The 19380-nt window shown below is 64.9% G+C and carries 9 protein-coding genes; 5 read left to right on the top strand and 4 right to left on the bottom strand.

Annotated features, from left to right (window positions below; translation table 11 throughout):
- Positions 1 to 108: 108 nt before the first annotated feature.
- Positions 109 to 2382: a TonB-dependent receptor gene (locus tag GTZ99_RS00790; protein ID WP_161716386.1), complete on the bottom strand. Its 2274-nt coding sequence runs from the start codon at positions 2380 to 2382 to the stop codon at positions 109 to 111.
- Between the two features lie 346 nt (positions 2383 to 2728).
- Here GTZ99_RS00790 and GTZ99_RS00785 point away from each other — a divergent pair, with 346 nt between their 5' ends.
- Positions 2729 to 5356 carry a glycoside hydrolase family 2 TIM barrel-domain containing protein gene (locus tag GTZ99_RS00785; RefSeq protein ID WP_227711011.1) on the top strand — a complete coding sequence of 876 codons (2628 nt, stop codon included), beginning with the start codon at positions 2729 to 2731 and terminating at the stop codon, positions 5354 to 5356.
- A 141-nt stretch (positions 5357 to 5497) separates the two neighbouring features.
- Here GTZ99_RS00785 and manD read toward each other — a convergent pair whose 3' ends face one another.
- Positions 5498 to 6706 (bottom strand): D-mannonate dehydratase ManD, encoded by a 1209-nt coding sequence (gene manD, locus GTZ99_RS00780; protein ID WP_161716384.1) that lies wholly within the window; start codon positions 6704 to 6706, stop codon positions 5498 to 5500.
- A 110-nt stretch (positions 6707 to 6816) separates the two neighbouring features.
- Here manD and GTZ99_RS00775 point away from each other — a divergent pair, with 110 nt between their 5' ends.
- Genes GTZ99_RS00775 through GTZ99_RS00760 form a run of 4 tightly spaced genes read left to right on the top strand, consistent with a single transcriptional unit; the run spans position 6817 to position 11391 of the window.
- On the top strand, positions 6817 to 7572 hold the full coding sequence (locus GTZ99_RS00775) for a FadR/GntR family transcriptional regulator (RefSeq protein WP_161716383.1): 756 nt from the start codon (positions 6817 to 6819) through the stop codon (positions 7570 to 7572).
- 20 nt (positions 7573 to 7592) lie between these two features.
- Positions 7593 to 9011, top strand: a complete 1419-nt coding sequence (uxaC, locus tag GTZ99_RS00770; protein ID WP_161716382.1) for a glucuronate isomerase — start codon at positions 7593 to 7595, stop codon at positions 9009 to 9011.
- Positions 9008 to 10381, top strand: coding sequence for a mannitol dehydrogenase family protein (locus tag GTZ99_RS00765; RefSeq protein ID WP_320076605.1), 1374 nt, complete (start codon positions 9008 to 9010; stop codon positions 10379 to 10381). The genes uxaC and GTZ99_RS00765 overlap by 4 nt, the downstream gene beginning before the upstream one ends.
- Positions 10378 to 11391 (top strand): sugar kinase, encoded by a 1014-nt coding sequence (locus GTZ99_RS00760; protein WP_161716381.1) that lies wholly within the window; start codon positions 10378 to 10380, stop codon positions 11389 to 11391. The genes GTZ99_RS00765 and GTZ99_RS00760 overlap by 4 nt, the downstream gene beginning before the upstream one ends.
- A gap of 7 nt (positions 11392 to 11398) precedes the next feature.
- On the opposite strand, the gene pbpC is transcribed toward GTZ99_RS00760, so the two are convergent.
- Positions 11399 to 13561 (bottom strand): penicillin-binding protein 1C, encoded by a 2163-nt coding sequence (gene pbpC, locus GTZ99_RS00755; RefSeq protein ID WP_320076604.1) that lies wholly within the window; start codon positions 13559 to 13561, stop codon positions 11399 to 11401.
- A complete protein-coding gene (locus tag GTZ99_RS00750; RefSeq protein ID WP_161717012.1) occupies positions 13562 to 19303 on the bottom strand; it encodes an alpha-2-macroglobulin family protein in 5742 nt (1913 codons plus the stop codon).
- Between the last annotated feature and the right edge of the window lie 77 nt (positions 19304 to 19380).

Here is a 19380-nt window from a genome sequence, read left to right as displayed (position 1 = left end):
CAGCTTCCTTTTGATCGCCCGTCCGTGATGGCGGGGCCATTTCTTTTCGTTCCAGACGCGCAAAAGCTCCGGATGACACGTCACCCGGAGCCTTTACCGCATATGTGATCAGAACTCGACGTGCGCTTTCAGCCCGGCGTAACGACGCGAATCGCGCCCCAGCGTCTGGCTCAGCAACCCGATCGAACCGCCCGTCGCCATCGCGATGTTCGAGGCGTAATGCTTGTCGAACACGTTGTTGACGAAAACCGTCAGCGCCACGCCGCGCCCCTTGGGCGTGATGCCAAAGGAGGCATTCAACACGCCATAGGGCGCCAGTTGCGTCAGCGGGTTCTGCAACAGGTCAAAGTTGACGCGCGACTGATAGTTGTAGTCCAGCTGGACAAACCCGTCGAACGCGGCCTTGGGCAGCGCGATGGTATAGGTGCCGCCGATGTTGAACTTCAAACGCGGCGCATTGGCCAGACGCTTGCCCGACAGGTCCTGACCGGTGGTGGTCGAGGGCCCCGCGCCATCCAGATCGACACAGCCCACCGTCTGACCGGTATAGCACTGCGCGCCGGGGAAGGAGCGGATCATCGCCTCGGTATAGCTGACCGAACCGTCCAGACGCAGCGCCGGGGTGGGCTTGGCGCTCAACTCGATTTCAACGCCGCGGGTGCGCACGCGGCCCACATTGTTCAGCGTCAACTGGATCGTGTTATCGGGCAACAGAATGCCCGACTGTGCCTGGAAGTTGTTGAAGTCGCTCCAGAAGGCGGCCACGTTCAGCTGCAGTCGATTGTCCAGAAAGCGCGACTTGAGGCCGATTTCATAGGCGTTCGAGGTTTCCGGCTTGACCGGATTGGCCGCCCGGCGCGGGGTAAAGCCCGAGGAGATGTCAAACCCCTGCCCCTTGTACCCGCGGGCATAGGAGACATAGCCCATCACGCCATCGGCCAGATCGCGGCGCAGCGCGACCTTGGTGGTCACGACGCCGTCATTGGCCACGCCCGAACAGGTGGCCAGACAGGTGGCATTGGCCGCCGGCGGTGAGGCATTGGGCACCAGATTGATGAAATCAGCCGACACCTTTTCATGGTTATAGCGCAGGCCGACATCGATGTGGTTGCGATCAAGGAAGCTATAGGTGGCCTGACCAAAGGCGGCATAGCTGATCGTCCCGCTGCGCGAGCTCCAGCGCGCCACCACCGGCCCCGATGGCCCGCGATCAAACGTGCGCGTGGTCGCCCCGTCCGAATAGAACAGCCCCAGCACATAGGTCAGCGGCTTGCGCGCGGGCGAGACCAGCCGCAATTCCTGCGTGAACTGCGTGGCGTGATAGGTGCTGTTGGCGACAATGCCGCCCGACAGCCCCAGCACCGTGCCGGTCAGATAGTCAAAGTCCTCGGCAAACCGGAACTTCCAGTCCTGATAGCTGGTGATCGACACCAGATCGGCAAAGCCCAGATCATAGGACGCCTTGCCGATGAAGGTGCTCTGTACGCTCTTGTTATACAGCGGCCCGTCGATACGCACGGCGTAATTGCCATAGCCGGGGGCAATATCGGCAATGCTGGGCGCGACCGCCGCGCCAAACACGGTGGCGCCCGTCGGCACCTGCAGGAAAGTGCGCGCCGTACCATTGCTGGAACTGACAGAATGCCCGGCAATCAGGTCGATCTTCAACCCGGCCGCCGGACGGATTTCCAGCCGCCCGCGCAGGCCATAGCTGGCATCGTTGTTAAAGCGGCGACCATCGGTCAGATTGTTGATGTACCCCTTGCGATCACCATAGAAGCCATTGATCCGAAAACCGATATTGTCACCCAACGGCCCGGCCAGCGTGGCATCAACGCGATATTCCTCGTCCGTGGTGGCACGCAAAGTAGCCCCGCCCGACAGCACCTTGCTGGCGCCGCGCGTCACGATATTGATCGCGCCGGCCGACGAATTCTTGCCGAACAACGTGCCCTGCGGGCCGCGCAAAACTTCGATCCGGGCGATGTCGCTCAACCCCGAAAAGGCCTGCGCCTGCTGCAACAGCGCAACGTCATCCACGATTACGGCCACCGACGGCTCGATCCCGGTACTGAAAGCCGAGGTGCCGATACCGCGCAGATTGATCGAGTTGTTGGTGGGCACATTGCCCTGCGTCACAGTCAAGCTGGGCGCCAGACGAGGCAGATCCGACACGGTGGCGACATTCTTGCTGGCCAGCGCATCGCCGCTCAGCGCGGTCACGGCCACCGGCACGCTCTGCAGGTTCTGTTCGCGCTTTTGCGCGGTAACAACGATCTCTTCCAACCCGGCCTGCGGTGCGGCGGGCGCTGTTTGCGCCTGCGCCATCGCCGGCAGGAATGCGGTCAGCGCGGCTGCCGAGAGTAGTCGATAGAGTGTCATAGGCCCCTCCATGCTTATTGGCTCTGATAATCCTCGCGGCGGCAGTTCGACCAATCCACCGATTCTGTCAAGCCAATTGTCCGCGGACAACGGCTCCGCGCCGACAAAAGAACAGCTTCTCCGCGCCGCGATGCAGGGAGCGACCCATCAAGGAAATGCCTTAAAATGCTGTTTTTACGTTATTTCTATTTTCCACACCGTCCGAATCTGTCCGATATCTGACGCATTTTCAGGCTGACCAGTTGCTTGAAGTTCGGAGAAAAATGCCGTACAGGTCTGGCCAATGCACAACGGGATAGGACGAGCAATCATGGCACGGCACCGCGTTTTGGCCGCAACAGCGTTGATGACCGCGATGGGAATGGCCACGGCGGCACAGGCACAGCGCGCCGAACAGCCTTTGGCGAAAGGCTGGCGTTTTCTAAAAGCGGACGCGCCGGACGCCAGCCAACCTCAATTCGACGACAGCGCATGGCAGCAAGTGCAAGTGCCCCATAGCTGGAACCGCGTCGGCTACTATCTGGACAGCACTGGGACGGGCCGTAACACCGCTGCCAACGTCGATAAATACCAGGGCGTTGGCTGGTATCGCCTCAGCTTCGACGCCCCGGTGGATACCGTCGACAGCCGTCACTGGCTGGAATTCGACGCCGCAAGCCGCGTGGCGCAGGTGTGGCTGAACGGCGTCTATCTGGGGGAACATCGGGGTGGCTTTTCACGCTTTCGCCTGAACATCGCAAAGGCCTTGCGCCCCGGAGTCCGCAACGTTCTGGCCGTCCGCGTCGACAACAGCCGCCCCACCGCCGACAGCCCTACCGCAGATATCCTGCCGTTAACCGGCGACTTTTTCGTCCATGGCGGATTGTATCGCCCCGTTCGTCTGGTCACCACTGCCCCGCTGCATCTGGCCATGGACGATCATGGCGGCCCTGGATTTCGCGCTACCACGCTGAATATCAGGAATAACATCGCCCATCTGCGCGTTTCGGCACAGTTGCGCAACGACCACGCCATGCCCGTTGGCGCAAAGCTGCGCATCCGCCTGATCGGACGCGACGGACGCGTTGTCGCCAGCACCCTGCGCAACATCAAGCTGAACGCCAATGCTGATGAAGTGGTCAGTCAGGATCTGACCATCGCCCGCCCTCACCTGTGGTCGGGTGTCGCTGATCCCTACCTCTACCGCTTGTCGATCACCGTTCTGAACGCCCAAGGCCAGATCACCGACACGGTCGAGCGCCCCTTTGGCATCCGCACGATGCGCTTTGACGCCGATCACGGGTTCTTCCTGAATGACAAGCCTTATCAGCTACATGGTGTAGGCTATCATCAGGACGTCGAGGGCAAGGGCTGGGCCATTTCCCCCGCCGACGTCGAGCGCGATGTGGCCATCATGCGCGAAATGGGTGTCAACTCCATCCGGCTGACCCATTACCAGCATGGTCAGACCATTCACGATATCGCCGATCGCGTCGGCCTTATCGTGTGGAATGAAATCCCACTGGTATCAGCCTGGACACAGGGCAACGCCACCGACGCGTCGCCCGCGCTGGTCGCCAACGCCCGCCAACAGTTGCAAGAACTGATCCGTCAGAACGCCAACCATGCCTCGGTCGCAACATGGGGTATCGCCAACGAGGTCGATTTTGGCAACTCATTGCCGCTGTTTCTGACCGGACGGACAAATGGCCAAACGCCCGACCCCATCCCCTTGCTGCAGGAACTGAACAGTCTGGCCCATGCCGAGGACCCCTCACGGCCCACCACCCTTGCCACCTGTTGCGAAGGTCGACTGTTTGACGCAACGGTGCAGGTCCCCGTTGTCTCGCAAGTTACTGATTTAGGCGGAGCAAACCGCTATTTCGGCTGGTATTTCGGCGCGGCAAATGACCTCGGTCCACAGCTTGACCAGTTGCACGCCACCCGTCCGCACCAACCGCTTTCTGTCACCGAATATGGCGCCGGCGGCGCGGTCACGATGCACACTGACAACGTGTTCGGCGCCCCGGTCGACTCTCGCGGCCGCACACAACCCGAAGAATATCAAAGCTATATTCACGAAACGGCATGGGCGGCGATCAAGGCACGCCCCTATCTCTATGCCAGTTGGTTATGGAATTCCTTCGACTTTGCCACCACCATCCGAGCCGAAGGTGACGGACAAGACATCAATACCAAAGGGCTGGTGACCTATGACCGCGCGATCCGCAAGGACGCTTGGTTCTTCTATAAAGCCAATTGGACTACCGCCCCGACAGTGCATATCAATGGACGGCGCTACATCGACCGGGCCTACCAAAGCAACGATGTGAAAATTTATAGCAATGCGCGACATACCACTCTGTACCTGAATGGACGATCGCTGGGCGTGCGGAGCGCTTGCCCGAATGCGGTATGCGAATGGAAGGGCGTGCGGTTGGACGTCGGCAAGAACAGCCTGCGCGCCGTAGGGCAGTTTGCCAATGGCAGACGCGCGCAAGATTCGGCGACTTGGCAATGGGATGAAGAGCGCAGTCGACACTATGCCATTGATGCCGGGACGCTTGTCGCGGCCAAGGGGCGAACGATCGGCTTTGGCTCTGACACATTTTTTACGGGAGGCGAAGCCCGTAGTGCCGATCGTCCGGCGGATTATGGCCGTCCCGCCCAAGCCGTGCCGATCGCAGGATCGGTTGAGCGCGATGCCATGGCGACCTATCGATCCGGTGCATTTTCTTATGCCATTCCGGTCGCGGCCGGACAGGCAAAGATATCACTGTGGTTCCTGTCAGGTCCCCGCCCCAAAGGCGGCACGTTCGACGTTGTGATCAATGGTCAAACCGTAATGCAAGCCTATGATCCCGCGAAGGAATTCGAAGATCTTCGGGCCATTCAAAAGACCTTTGCGGTGACATCCAACGGCACCGTCCGCGTGACGTTCAAACCCGTTTCCGGCGAAGCGATGGTTTCGGCGATCGAGATCGATCGGCGATAAGTCGCTCTCCGGCGAGCGAGGAAGGCGGGGTAGCAGGGGGCTGCCCCGCCTTTTTTCATGCGCACAGGCATTTCGCCAACAAAAAGGGCCAGGCTAAAACAGCGCTGGCCCTCAATACTGTGCGAACTCGGCTACGTGGACTTACCAATTCCACATGGTGCCATCCTCCAAACGCGCCACCGGCAGATATGCAGGCTTGTACGGATATTTGGCAGCCAGTTGCTCATCGATATCCACCCCGTGGCCGGGCGCTTCGCCGCAATACAGCATACCGCGATCAAAGCGGTAATCATGCGGGAAAACCGCATCCGTTTCAGCGGTATGGCGCATATATTCCTGAATGCCGAAATTCGGAACCCAAGTGTCGAAATGCAGCGCCGTCCCCATCGTGACCGGCGACAAGTCAGTCGCTCCGTGGCAGCCGGTGCGAATCTGATAAAGGCTCGCCAGATCGGCAATCCGGCGTAAATGGGTCAGGCCACCTGCCCCCACGATTGTCGCCCGGATATAGTCGATCAGCTGGTTCTGAATCAGGTCCTTGGCGTCCCAGATCGTGTTGAAAATCTCCCCCACGGCCAAGGGCGTGGTCGTGTGCTGGCGGATCAGCTTGAACGCTTCCTGATTTTCGGCCGGAGTAACATCTTCCAACCAAAACAAGCTATAAGGCTCCAACGCCTTGCCCAGTTGCGCTGCCTCGGTCGGGGAATAGCGGTGGTGACCATCGTGCAACAGATGATGATCAAAGCCATAGGTCTCGCGCAGCTTTTCAAACAGTTTTGGAACATAATTCAACGCCTTGCGCGTATCCCAACCAGTCAAACTCGGCAATGCGGCGTCCGCTGGTTCATAATATAGCTTGCCCCGGCCCACGCCATAGGCGTCCTTGACTCCCGGCACACCGGTTTGCGCCCGGATCGCCTTGTAACCCATGTCGATATAGGCCCCAACCGCGTCAACCGTTTCAGCAATGTCGCCGCCATTGGCATGACCATAGACCATCACGCCATCGCGGCTGCGTCCGCCCAGCAACTGATACAGCGGCATACCCGCCATCTTGGCCTTGATATCCCACAGTGCGACATCGACAGCGGCAATCGCGCGCATCGTCACCGGCCCTCGCCGCCAATAGGCGCCCCGGTACAGATATTGCCAGATATCCTCGGAATTCCGGGGATCCATGCCGATCAAACAGGGGACAACATGGTCCTCCAGATAGCTGACAACAGCCTTTTCCCGACCGTTCAGCGTGGCATCGCCGATGCCATAAACACCCTGATCGGTCTCGATCTTCAAGGTGACGAAATTGCGCCCCGGGCAGGTGACGATGACGCGGGCAGATGTGATTTTCATGACGCAAGGTTTCCGGATTGGTCTGCTTATGTTAGACAAGACTCTTGACCAATTCCATCTGGCCTGTCAATTTTGAAATAAGAGGTAAGGCCATTTTAGGAGAATGCAGAATGACCGAAGCCCATCCCAGCCATGACCGCCTGTATCAGGATCTGGCGCGTCGCTTGATGGATGAGCTTGTCAGCGGGCGTTATGCCGTGGGCGACCGCCTGCCCGCGGAGCGCGAATTGTCCGCCCAATTCAACGTGTCGCGCCCAACCGTGCGCGAGGCGGTGATTGCGCTGGAAGTTCAAGGCCTTGTCGAGGTACGCGTGGGATCGGGCGCTTATGTCAAGCGGCTGCCCGGCAAGGAAGACATCCCCGGCTTCAACATCTCCGCCTTTGAATTGACCGAAGCCCGCCTGTTGTTCGAAGGCGAGGCGGCCGCGCTGGCCGCGACTCAGATCACCAAGGATGAACTGGCCGAACTGGACGGATTGGTCAGGGAAATCGAGCGCGAGAACCAGAACCCCCACGGTTCGGAAGTGGCCGACCGCGCCTTTCATCTGACCATCGCCCGCGCCACCCGTAACAGCGCCGTGCTGGAGGCGGTGGAGCGCTTGTGGGAACTGCGCGCCATTTCGCCCGAAAGCGCGCTGCTGCACGAAAAAGCCCGCAGCGCCAACATCAAACCCGTGGTCGAAGAGCACACCGCCGTGCTGGACGCTTTGCGCGCCCGCGACCCGGCCGCAGCCCGCGCGGCGATGCGCACCCATCTGGCCGCCGTGCTCGACAGCCTGCTGTTCGCCACCGAGGAAAAGGCCATTCAGGAGGCGCGCCGCGCCTCGCAAGCCCGGCGCGAGCGCTATGCCCGCGTCACCAGTTGATTGAAAACAGAAAGCATTCCATGTCGCAAAGGTTAGAGCTGCACCCCGACCGCCTGTTTCCGACAGACCCGGCGGTCAGGGATGTGGCACGCGCATTATACGCCGAAATCGCCGGCCTGCCGATCGTCAGTCCGCATGGCCACACCGATCCGGCATGGTTTGCCACCAATGCGCCCTTTGGCAATGCCACCGACCTAGTGCTGCGGCCTGACCACTATCTGTTTCGCATGCTCTATTCGCAGGGCGTGGCGCTGACCGATCTGGGCATTGGCGTGCCCGCCGACCAACGCAACCCGCGCGCGGCGTGGCGCATTCTGGGCGAAAACTGGCACCTGTTTCGCGGTACGCCGTCGCGCATGTGGCTGGATTGGGTGTTCACACAGGTCTTCGGGCTGGACGTGATGCTGTGCGCGCAAACCGCCGACCTGTATTACGACACGATCACCGATGCGCTGGCCACGCCCGCCTTTGCTCCGCGCGCCCTGTTTGACCGCTATGGCATCGAGGTGATCGCCACCACCGAAAGCCCACTGGACGATCTGGCCCACCACGCCGCCATCCGGGCGGACAATGCGGCGGGCGTGTGGCAGGGCCGCGTCATCACCGCCTATCGCCCCGACCCGGTGGTGGACCCCGAATTCGACGGTTTCCGGGCAAATCTGGCCCGGTTCAGCCAGATCACCGGCGAGGATTGCCTGACGTGGAGCGGCTATCTGGCCGCCCACCGCCAGCGCCGCGCCTATTTCGCGGCGCATGGGGCCACCAGCACCGATCACGGCCACCCCACCGCCCAAACCGCCGATCTGCCCCCGGCGCAGGCCGAAGCGCTGTTTGCCAAGGTCGCCCATGGCAGCTTCACCCCGGCCGAGGCCGAATTGTTCCGCGCCCAGATGCTGACCGAAATGGCCGCGATGAGCATCGAGGACGGGCTGGTGATGCAGATCCACCCCGGATCCTTCCGCAACCACAACGCCGCGCTGTTCGCCCGCCACGGCCGGGACAAGGGCGCCGACATCCCCATCCGCACCGAATATGTCCACGCGCTCAAACCCTTGCTGGACCGGTTTGGCAATGACCCGCGCCTGTGCGTGATCCTGTTCACGCTGGATGAAAGCAGCTATGCCCGCGAACTGGCGCCGCTGGCCGGGCATTACCCCTGCCTGAAACTGGGCCCCGCATGGTGGTTCCACGACAGCCCCGAAGGGATGCGCCGCTTCCGCCACGCCACCACCGAAACCGCCGGATTCTACAACACCGTTGGCTTCAACGATGACACGCGCGCCTTTTTGTCGATTCCCGCGCGCCATGACGTGGCCCGGCGCATCGACTGCGGCTTTTTGGCGCAAATGGTGGCCGAACACCGCATCACCGATTGGGAAGCCGCCGAACTGGCCCATGCCCTGACCTATGGTCTGGTCAAACAGGCGTACAAGCTGTGAACCGCCTGTCTGTCAGCCACTGGGGCGGCGATCAGACCCCCGCCTATGACCGCGCGGCAAAACGGGTGGGGATCGTGCATTTCGGGCTGGGCGCGTTCACGCGGGCGCATCAGGCGTGGTACACCGACCGGGCAATGGCGCTGGCCGGTGGCGACTGGATGATCGCGGGCGTATCGCTGCGCAGCCCCGATGTGGGCGATCAGTTGAACCCGCAGGATGGCCTGTACATGCTGGCTGAAAAGTCCGGCTCTGGCACGCGGCTGCAACAGATCGGCAGTGTGGCAGAGGTGCTGTTGGCCACGCGGCAACGCGCCAGCATCGCCATCATGCTGATCGCGCCATCAACACATATGGTCACCTTTACCGTGACCGAAAAAGGCTACTGCCGCCGCCCCGATGGCAGCCTTGACCTCGATCTGGCCGAGGGCGGGTTCTATCCGCTGCTGGCCGATGCCTTTGCCCGGCGCAAAGCGGCGGGGATCGGCGGGTTGACACTGTTGTCCTGCGACAATCTGGCCGATAACGGGCGACAATTGCACCGCTTGATCACCGCCTATTTGGTCGCCCGCGCGCCCGATCTGGTGGATTGGTTCCACACCCAATGCCGCTGCCCCAACAGCATGGTCGACCGCATCGTCCCGGCCACCACCGACACCGACCGGGCCGAGGCCGCCGCGCTGACCGGCCTGCGCGACGAAGGGCTGGTGGTGACCGAACCGTTCAGCCAATGGGTGATCGAGGACGATTTTGCCGGCCCCCGCCCCGCGTGGGATCAGGTGGGCGCGCAGATCGTCGCGGATGTCGCCCCCTATGAAATGGCCAAGCTGCGGATGCTGAACGGGGCGCATTCGGCGCTGGCCTATCTGGGGCTGGCGCGCGGATATGCCTATGTGCATCAGGCGGTGGGCGATCCGGATCTGGCCGATCTGGTGCGCCGGTTGATGCTGGACGAGGCCGCACCCACCATCCCCGCGCCGCCGGGCATGGATCTGGCGGCCTATGCCGTGGCGCTGCTGGCGCGTTTTGCCAATCCGGCGCTGAACCACCGGCTGATCCAGATCGCCATGGACGGCAGCCAAAAGATCCCGCAGCGCTGGCTGGCGACGCTGGCCGCGCATCAGGCGCGGGGGCGCGCCTGTCCCGCGATCCGTGCCGCGCTGGCCGCGTGGCTGCGCCATGTGCGCGGCGACAATGGGGCGCATTGGGGCGCGGTGGATGATCCGATGGCCGCCGATCTGGCCGCATTGTGGGCGCAACACGGCCCCGGCGGCATTGTGGCGGCCCTGTTTGGCGCGGGCGGACCGCTGGCCAGCGACTGGACGCCAACGCCCGAGGACATCGCCGCCCTGCAACCGGAGATCACCGCATGACCGGCACCATCGTCTGTTTTGGCGAACCCTTGTTGCGCCTGACCACGCCGGTCGGCCAGATGCTGACACAGGCCAGCGCGCTGGACATCACCGTTGGCGGGGCGGAGGCCAATGTCGCGGTGGCGTTGCGGGCAATGGGGCATGGGGCGCGCTATGTCTCGGCGCTGCCGGCCAACGCCCTGGGCGACAAAGTGCTGGGCGCGCTGGCCGGTGCCGGGGTCGACACCGGCCATTGCCTGCGCGCGCCCGGGCGGATGGGCCTGTATTTTCTCGAAGCGGGCGCCTCGCTGCGGCCATCGGCGGTCACCTATGACCGCGATGGCTCGGCCTTTGCCACGGCGGATGCGGGGGCTTTCGACTTTGCCTCCGCATTGCAGGGGGCCCGCCTGTTGCACCTGTCGGGGATCACGGCGGCGCTGGGGCCCAATGGCGTGGCGCTGGCCCGCGCGGCGATCGCGGCGGCGCGGGCGGCCGATGTCCCCATCAGCTTTGACTGCAATTATCGCGAGCGGCTGTGGTCGGCATGGGACAGCCAGCCCCGCGCCATCCTGATGGAGCTGTTGCAGCACGCCACCATCATGTTCGGCAACCACCGCGACATGACGCTGTTGTTGCAAAAGCCCTTTTCCGGCGATGGCCCCGAACGCCGCCATGAAGCCGCACAGGCCGCCTTTGCCACTTTCCCACGGTTGCAGGTGGTGGCCAGCACCGCGCGCACGCCGATGACCCAAACCCATCACCGCCTGTCGGCGCGGGTGGACCGGCGCGGTGACCACCACCAGACCGCCGATATCGCCATCACCGATATCATCGACCGCGTGGGCAGTGGCGATGCCTTTGCCGCTGGCGTGCTGACAGGCTGGCTGGAGGGCGGCGATGCGGCGCAGATGGCGCGGCTGGGGCTGGCGATGAACGCGCTCAAACATTCGCAGCATGGCGACTGGTTGCGGGTCACGCGCGCGGATGTGCTGGCCTTTGACGGCGATGGCGGGGGCGACGTGCGGCGCTGACCTGGGCCTATCGCACCGAAAAGCGCACCTGATCCACCATCCGCCCCCGGCCATCGGCCAGCGTCAACAGATGGCTGCCGGGGATCAGCGGCACCTGCTGACTGGCCCCGGCGGGCGGCAAGGGTCGGCCGTCCAGCCGCAATTGCAACAGGCTGACGTCCCCGGCCAGCGTCACGCCGATGGTCTGGCGCGCGGGGGGAATGTCGGGATCAATGGCATAGACCGCGCCCGACACCGGGTTGGTAATATGCGGCTTTTCGGCAAAACCTGGGGCGGGCGCGATCAATGCCTGTTGCGTCCCGGCCAGAAACCATTCCACGCGCGGCGGTTCATGCCCCACGGCAAAGGTCACTCGCGTGGGCACGACATTGGCCGGACGTGGCGGCGCATGCGCCGTGCCCCTTGCGTGCAGCGCCAGCATGATGTCACGCCACACGGGCGCTGCCCCCGCCGTGCCCGACACCGCCCGCATCGGGTCGCCCTCCAGATTGCCCACCCAGACGGCCACGGTATAGCGGTCGGAATAGCCCACGCACCAATTGTCGCGCATCGCTTTGCTGGTGCCGGTTTTGGCCGCCGCCCAAAATGGCAGGCGCAGCGCCGAATCGATCCCGAACGTGTTCGCCCGCGCGCTGGCATCGGCCAGCATATCGCCAATGATCCATGCCGCGCCGGGGTCCAGCACCTGCCGGGGGGGGGCCACAGGCTCGTCCGCGCGCAGCCGGATCGGCGACCAGCGCCCCAGATTGGCCAGCGTGCGATAGGCATTGGCCTGCTGCAACAGGCTCACCTCGGCCGAACCCAGCGCCAGCGAAAAGCCATAGAACGCCCCGTCCCCTTCCAGATCATCATAGCCCAGATCGGCCAGACGGTCGCGGAACGGCTGAACCCCGGCCAACAGCAATGCCCGCACCGCCGGCACGTTCAGCGAATTGGCCAGCGCCCGCCGGGCAGAAACCGGCCCCATGAACTGATTGTCGTAATTGCGCGGCACATACAGGCCCGAAGCGGTGTCCAGCTGCACCGGGGAGTCGTCCAAAATCGACGCCGCCGTCAGCCATTTTCGCTCGATCAGTTGGGCGTAGAGATGCGGCTTAAGCGTCGATCCCGCCTGTCGGTGCGCCGCCGCGCCATCCACCATTGCCGCGGTCGAGCCCAGCCCCACCCCGCCAACATAGGCCAGCACATCCCCGCTGGCATTGTCCAGCACCACCACCGCCCCATCGCGCACCCGCCTTGCGCCCAGACCCTGCAACTGATGGCGCAAGGCCGCGATCGCGGTGCGTTGAAGCCCCGCGTCCAGCGTGGTGGTCACCTTCATCCCGGCCCGCGTCAACAGATGCGCGGCCAGATGCGGAGCCAGCCCCGGCCCCTGTGTCCTGTTCCGCGCCGCCTCGCCCGTGCTATGCGCCAGGGCGGTCAGGGCGGGGCAATCGCCCGGGATCAGACGGCAGGCGCGTTTGGCCAGCGCCGCAGGCTCGGCGCCGGGGTTGGGCAACATCGCCACCAGCAAAGCCACCTCGCGCCGGTCCAACTGCGCGGGCATTTTGCCAAACAGGTTTTGCGCCGCCGCCGCCACGCCCTGCGCCTCCCCCCGGAATGGCGCAAGGTTCAGGTATGCCTCCAGAATTTCGTCCTTGCTCCACGCGTCTTCCAACGCGCGGGCGGCGCGGATCTGGCGCAACTTGGCCCGCCAGCCGCGCTGGCCCGGCGCGCCGATCTGTGGCCAGACATAGGCGGCCGTCTGCATCGTGATGGTCGAGGCCCCGCGCAACCGCCGCGCCCGCCCCTGCGTCAACCAGTCGCGCAGTGATCCACCCAGCGCCAGCCAATCCACCCCGCCATGCCAGCGGAATCGCCGGTCCTCGGCCGCGATCAGCATCGCGGGCAATTCAGGCGGCATCTCGCTCAGCTTCGTCCAGCCCAGCCGCTGCTGGTCAAAGTCGATCCGCTGCTCTTCCAGCAACCGCCCATGCCGGTCATACAGCCACGCCGCGCTGGACTGCCACTGGCGCTGCTGCGCCGACAGGTCGGGCACGGACGGCGGGTGCGTTGCCCAATCCAGCGCCAACAGCACCGCCAGCGCCGTGACAACGCCCCCCGCGATCCAGCGCTGACGCACACTCATGTCGCGCCACACGCCCCGCCATGTGGCCAGCCAACGCCGCATTTACGGCGCCAACACGCTCATCGGCGCCACCGGCAGCTGCGCGTGGATATCGGGGGCATACATCGCCTCAACCCGCGCGGGTGGCAGGGTAAAGCGCCCCGCCCCGTTCAGCCGGACGGTATATTCCACCACCGTGCGTCCACGCGGCAGCCATTCAAAATAGGCGCGCCAACTCTCCCGCCCGTTTTCGGTATAGCTGGGCGATGGGCCCGCGCTGTCCTTGCCTTCGTCCTTGCGCAGCATTTGCGACTGCCCACCCAGACCCGAGAGCACCGTTGCTCCCGGTGGCAAGGGATCGGCCAGCACCACCCAATTGCGATCCGCGCTGGCGTCAATCGTCAGCCGTACCCGCAACACATCGCCCTGCGTCAGATGGGCCGGATCGCGCGCCGCCACCACGCTGACGCTGCGGCTCAGGCGATAGCCCGCCGCCAGCGGCTGCGTCAGCGGCACGGCGGCATGCACCGACACCACCGCCCAAGGCGCCGCCCCGCCGCCATGCGTCAGGCTCAGCCCTCCCGGCGAGAGCGGCAGGCGCAAAGGCTCGACCACGCCCATACGCGGCCATGCCTGTTGCACACCATGCCCACCCAGCGTCACGCGGGTAATGCCCGCCACCGCGCTGGCCGGATAGGCCGCGGCAAAGCGGCGGCTGACCAGCGCCCCCCAAGCATTGGCGGGCGTGGTGTCCCAATGCCCGCGCAATTGCCGCGCGGCCAGCCCTGTCATCAACCGGGGCGTTTCGGCCGCCCAGCCGGGCTTGCCCAGCACCGCGTCCAGCGTCAGCGCGGCCATTTCATCGGCGCTGACCATCATCCACCACGGCGCGCGCGCGCCATCGGCCAGATCCAGCCGCGTGCCCGACCACACCAGACGCTGCCGCAACTCACCCTCGGCCGCCGCGCGCAAGGCAGCGGCACGCGGCGCGCGCGGCAGGCGGTCCAGCGCGACGATCCATTGCGCCAGTGTCGATGTGGGCATGGCGGCGGGCACCATGTCAATCCGCGCCACCAGCGCCGGATCGGCCGCCCCCGCCCGCGCCAAGGCCGACAGCGCGGCGATCCGCACCACGCGCTCATCCACGCGCATGCCGCGCTGCGCGGTCAACCGCCCTTCGACCACATTGCGCAAGGCCCGCAGCATCCGCGCCTTTTCCGCGTCGGGCAGCGGCAGCCCCGCCGCGCTGGCGATACCCACGGCATAGGCGGTCAGTTCAGGCGACCCCTTGGCCCCGGCATCGGGCCAGTAACGCAACAGCCCATCGCCATCCAGATAGGTGGGCAAAGCCGCCGCCAGCGAAGGCCACCCCGTCCGATCCCCCGTCGCCACCATGCGCGACAGGCGCTGTTCAAAACAATTCCACGGATATTCGCGCATATAGCTGCGCACCCCGCCCAAAGGCGCGGCCAGACTGTCGGTCAGATCAACCGTGACATAGCCGCCAGGCAAAGCGCCCAAAGGCGCGGTGATCTGCGTGACCGGACCACCCACCTGCATCAGGCTGGCCGCCCATACCTCCACCGGCACGGCGGGGACCACTGTCTGGGTCACCTCCAACCGGTCCTGCGCGCCGCCATCGGCCCGCGCCTGCACGTCCCATGTCAGCACGCCCGACTGCGGCGGCGCCTCCACGCTCCAGCGCAAGGTGCCCGCCGTGCCCGCCGCCAGATCCAGCCGGATCGGGGGCAGTTTCGCGGCCTGCGGGTTCAGGCTGGCTTGCGCTGTGATCTTCATCGCCTGATCACTGTCATTCTTGACCGTGAACACCGCGTCATAGTGGTCACCCGACCGCACCAGTTCCGGCAGGCCCGCATAAAGCGAGAGGTCCTGCGCGGTGCGGATCACCGCTTCGCCGGTGCCAAACAATTGCGCCCCCGACGTTGCCACCGCCACCAGACGGAACCGCGACAGCGCGTCCGACATTGGCACCGCGACATGGCCCACGCCCTGATCATCCAGCGTCACATGGCCCTTCCACAACAGCACCGGCTGGAAATTCTGACGGTTGACGCCCGAGGCATCGCCGCCACCGCCGCCGCCCGCCGCGACCGCCTTGCGGCCATAGTGGCGTTTGCCCACCACCTGCATCTGCGCGGTCGAGGTTGTCACCTCCAGCCCGCGCGCGCCCATCATCGCCTCCAGCGCCTGCCAACTGGGATTGGGCATCAGTTGCAACAACGCCTCGTCCACCGCGACAAAGGTGACATCAGCATCCCGCGCGGGCGCGCCGCCCGGTTCATGCACCGCCACCGTCACCTGCGCCGTTTCCCGCACGCCATAACGTTCGCGATCCGCCTTGACCGCCACGTCCAAACGGTGCCCTTCCCAACCGACCTGCACCTTGGCCATGCCCAGACGATAGGCCGGTTTGGCCAGATCGACGGTCGACGTCACCGGTTCGCGGTTCAGCAATTGCCCCCATTTTTCCGCCATTTCGGCCAGCCAAGCGCGCCATCCGGTCACCCGCCCGCGCACCGCCATCACTGAAACATAGACATTGGGCGCATAGGCGGCGGGCATCTTGACCTCGACCACCGGGTCGGTGCCCGACAGTTCGGTGACGAAAGAGGAGAGCACCCCCTCCCGCTCGACCGTCACCAGCGCGGTGGCGGCGCGGAACGGCATGCGCACCTGAAACCGCGCCGTGTCCCCCGCGCGATAGGCGGGCTTTTCCGGGATGACGTCCATCCGGTCGCCATTGTCGCCGCCAAACCACCAGTCATCCTTGCCCGCCAGCCACACGGTGGTGACCGCGCGGGTTTCACGCCCCGCCGCATCGGCCACGCGCGCCACCACCGTCACCTCGCCCGATACGCCCGGCGCGATCTGGCACGCGGCCCGCCCCTGCGCATCACTGGTGGCGGCGCATTGCGCGTCCAGCTTCGTCACCTTTTCCTGATTGTCATAGGCATAAAAACCGCCGATCAACCGCCGCCGCGCCGTGATGATCTGGCGCGAGTACAGCTCCACCGTCACCTTGCTACCGGCCATGGGGCGGCCATCCAGATCCAGCACGACCGTTTGCAACCGCAAATCATCGGCCCGCATCAGCCAGCCATCGGTTTTCAGCCCCAATTGTACCGCCGCCGGGTACAGATGGATGCGCCGCCCGGCGGTCATGGTCTCGCCATTGGCGTCGGGATAATCCATCTCGATGTTCAGCGAGATGGGGCGCGTGATCGCCTCACCCACCGCCACATCGGCGCGCGCCGTGCCATCCGCGCCCAGCGTCACCGGCAAGACCTGCGCAAAGGGCAGCTTGGGCGCGATCCCCTCGCCCGATCCACCCATGGCGCGCGTGCCTTCGACCACCGCCTCGCCGCCAAAGCCATAGGCCTCCCACCCCTTGGGATGGGGCGACCAATCGGTAAAATCGGTGCGCAGCGTGACCGGCAAACGCCCCGCGCCCCCGCCCGACATATAGCCGACAAACAGGGAAAGCGGCACGCTGGCGGGCCGCACCATCGCCTCACGCGCGGCCGATGCCAGGGTGATCGCCGCGCGCATCGTGGGCAGCTTGTATTCGTCCACCCGCACGCTTTGCTCGGTCGAGAAGCTGCGGCCATCGACCTCGAATGCCAGGGCATAATCGCCCAGCGGCGCGCCCTGCGGCACCTTCCACGCGCCCTCGCCAAAGCCGCCGGTGCTTATTTCGAGCGGCAGGGTAAAGCTGATGTCCGAGCCCATGTGGCGCAGCACCAGCTTACCCTTGACCCCATCGGCAAAGGCAAAGCCATTGCCCACCTTGCGGCGCAGGATATGCTTGAAATGCACCGTTTCGCCCACCCGCACCAGTGTGCGGTCGAACAGGGTATGGATGATCTCGCCCTGATCATCGCGGCCGAAACTCAGGTCGAAATCATAGGGCGAAATGCCCTTGTTCCAATTGCTGAGGGTAAAGCTCATGTCGTCGCCCGCGCGGGCCGAGACCATCAGCGGATGGCCGCTCCTGTCGCTGCAACTGCCATCGGTGCCCGGTTCAGGCAGGATCGCGCCGATATGCAGCCGACCGCTGGCATCGGTGCTGCCCTGTGCCAGCAACCGGCCATTGCAACTGTCGGTCACGCGCACAGCGGCATCGGCCACCGGCTTACCCGAGGCCAGCGCCGTCACCCACACCAGCGAGGATTCGCGCCCCCATTTGAAATGCACCGCCATGTCCGTCACCAGCGCGCCCGCCGCGACATAGCGCGGCGCCGGGCGCCCCAGCAGCGAGGCGCCCAGCACGGGGCTGGCATATTCCACCACATGGAAACCCTTGCCCGCCAGCGGGATGCCGATCACCTCGAAATCGCGGCCCTTGCCCGGCAAAGGCAGGCTGACCGGCCGGATCGCCCCCTGACGCGGAGCGGGCGTCAACAGCGGCTTGTCGCGGGTGTGGTTGATCACGCGCTCATTGGGCTTGTCGACATTGACGCGCACGTAATTGGCCGTCTCGGCCCCCTCCAGCTTGCGCACCCATGCGGCGATGCGGGCGTCATCATCGGCCACCTTGGCGCTTTGCCCCGCAACGCTGGTCATGCGGCCCGCCAGCACGGGTTCCACCGCGCGCACGGTTACGGGCAGGACCGGATCGGACGCCTCGACAATGCCAAAGGGCGCGGCGAATTTGACCAGCGGCGGCTGGGCGGCAAAACGTACTGGCAGCGGGAAGCGCGCCGCATTGGCCAATGCCCGCCCCGCCAGATCGCGCAGCCCGGCCGGCAACGTCAGGCTGGCGCGGGACAGCGCCGGGAACGGCCCGTCAAAGGTCACCGATCCCACTTCGCGCGCGCTTTTGTCATCATCGGCCAGACGCGGCGCGCGGGTGGAACCATCTGCAAACACCAGCCGCGCCCGCAGCGCCGTGGCCGCATCCACCGGCGAGGTGAACGAGACCGTCGCCGCCGTGATCGGGCTGCAGGCGGCATCGCCATTGGCGCGGCTGCATTCCCAGCGCGCCTCGAAGGCGGCGCGCACCTTGAAATCGAAACGCTGATCAAAGCCCGCCGGTTTTCCCTGAAGATTGGCGATCGTGGCGGGCCAGATCAGCGACATGTCATGCGCGGGCGTCAACGGGCGGCGGCAGCGCAGCGCCATCAGGCGCGGATCGCTCAGCTTCTTGTCCTTGATCTGCGCCGTTTCCAGAAAATCGGTGACGCGCCAATTGTCATCACCCAGCCCCGACAGCACCGAGGCCACCGTGCCTTCGGGCAGGACATCGACCGCTGCCATCTCGCCCAGACCCGACACCGCGCAGCCCGCCTTGGCCGCAACCGAGGCGCGATCGGCAGGGGTGTTGGTGGCAACGATGAACACCTGATCCTCGTCAACGGTGTCGCCGTCCTCACCCGGCGCCAGCACCGCGCGCAGGGATGGGCCGCCCGTGTCGATCGTCCAACTGGTGATGCCGCGCACCTGTGCTTTACGCAAAGTGGCCAGTCCATCGCGCAGCCGCACCTTGCAGGTGATACCGCCGGGCAGTGGCTGATCGAAATCCAGCACATAGGTCTGTTGGTCGACCCAGTGGCCGCTGGCGCCCTTGGCGCAATCGGTCGTGGCGGGGGCGCTTTTGCGCGGGTCGCCCAATGGCACCATCGCTTCGGAAAAGCGCAGGGTAAAGCGTTCGATCGCCCCGCTGTTTTCGCCCGCGCCGCCCGGTGTGGCCATCGTCACGCGCGGCGCGATATCGCCCCGCGCCGCCAAAGGCAGCATCGCCATCAGCAAAACCAGCCAACGCCCGCGCCGCTTGCCTGAAAACATGGCCACTCCCCCTCTGGCTCGTGGGGGGAGTATGTTGGTCAACGGGGCGCTTGTCTATCGGCGTCTTGCCATCAGGG

It is taken from the genome of Novosphingobium ovatum, assembly GCF_009909235.1.
Classification (GTDB): domain Bacteria; phylum Pseudomonadota; class Alphaproteobacteria; order Sphingomonadales; family Sphingomonadaceae; genus Novosphingobium; species Novosphingobium ovatum.
This window is presented reverse-complemented; position numbering and strand designations above follow the sequence as displayed.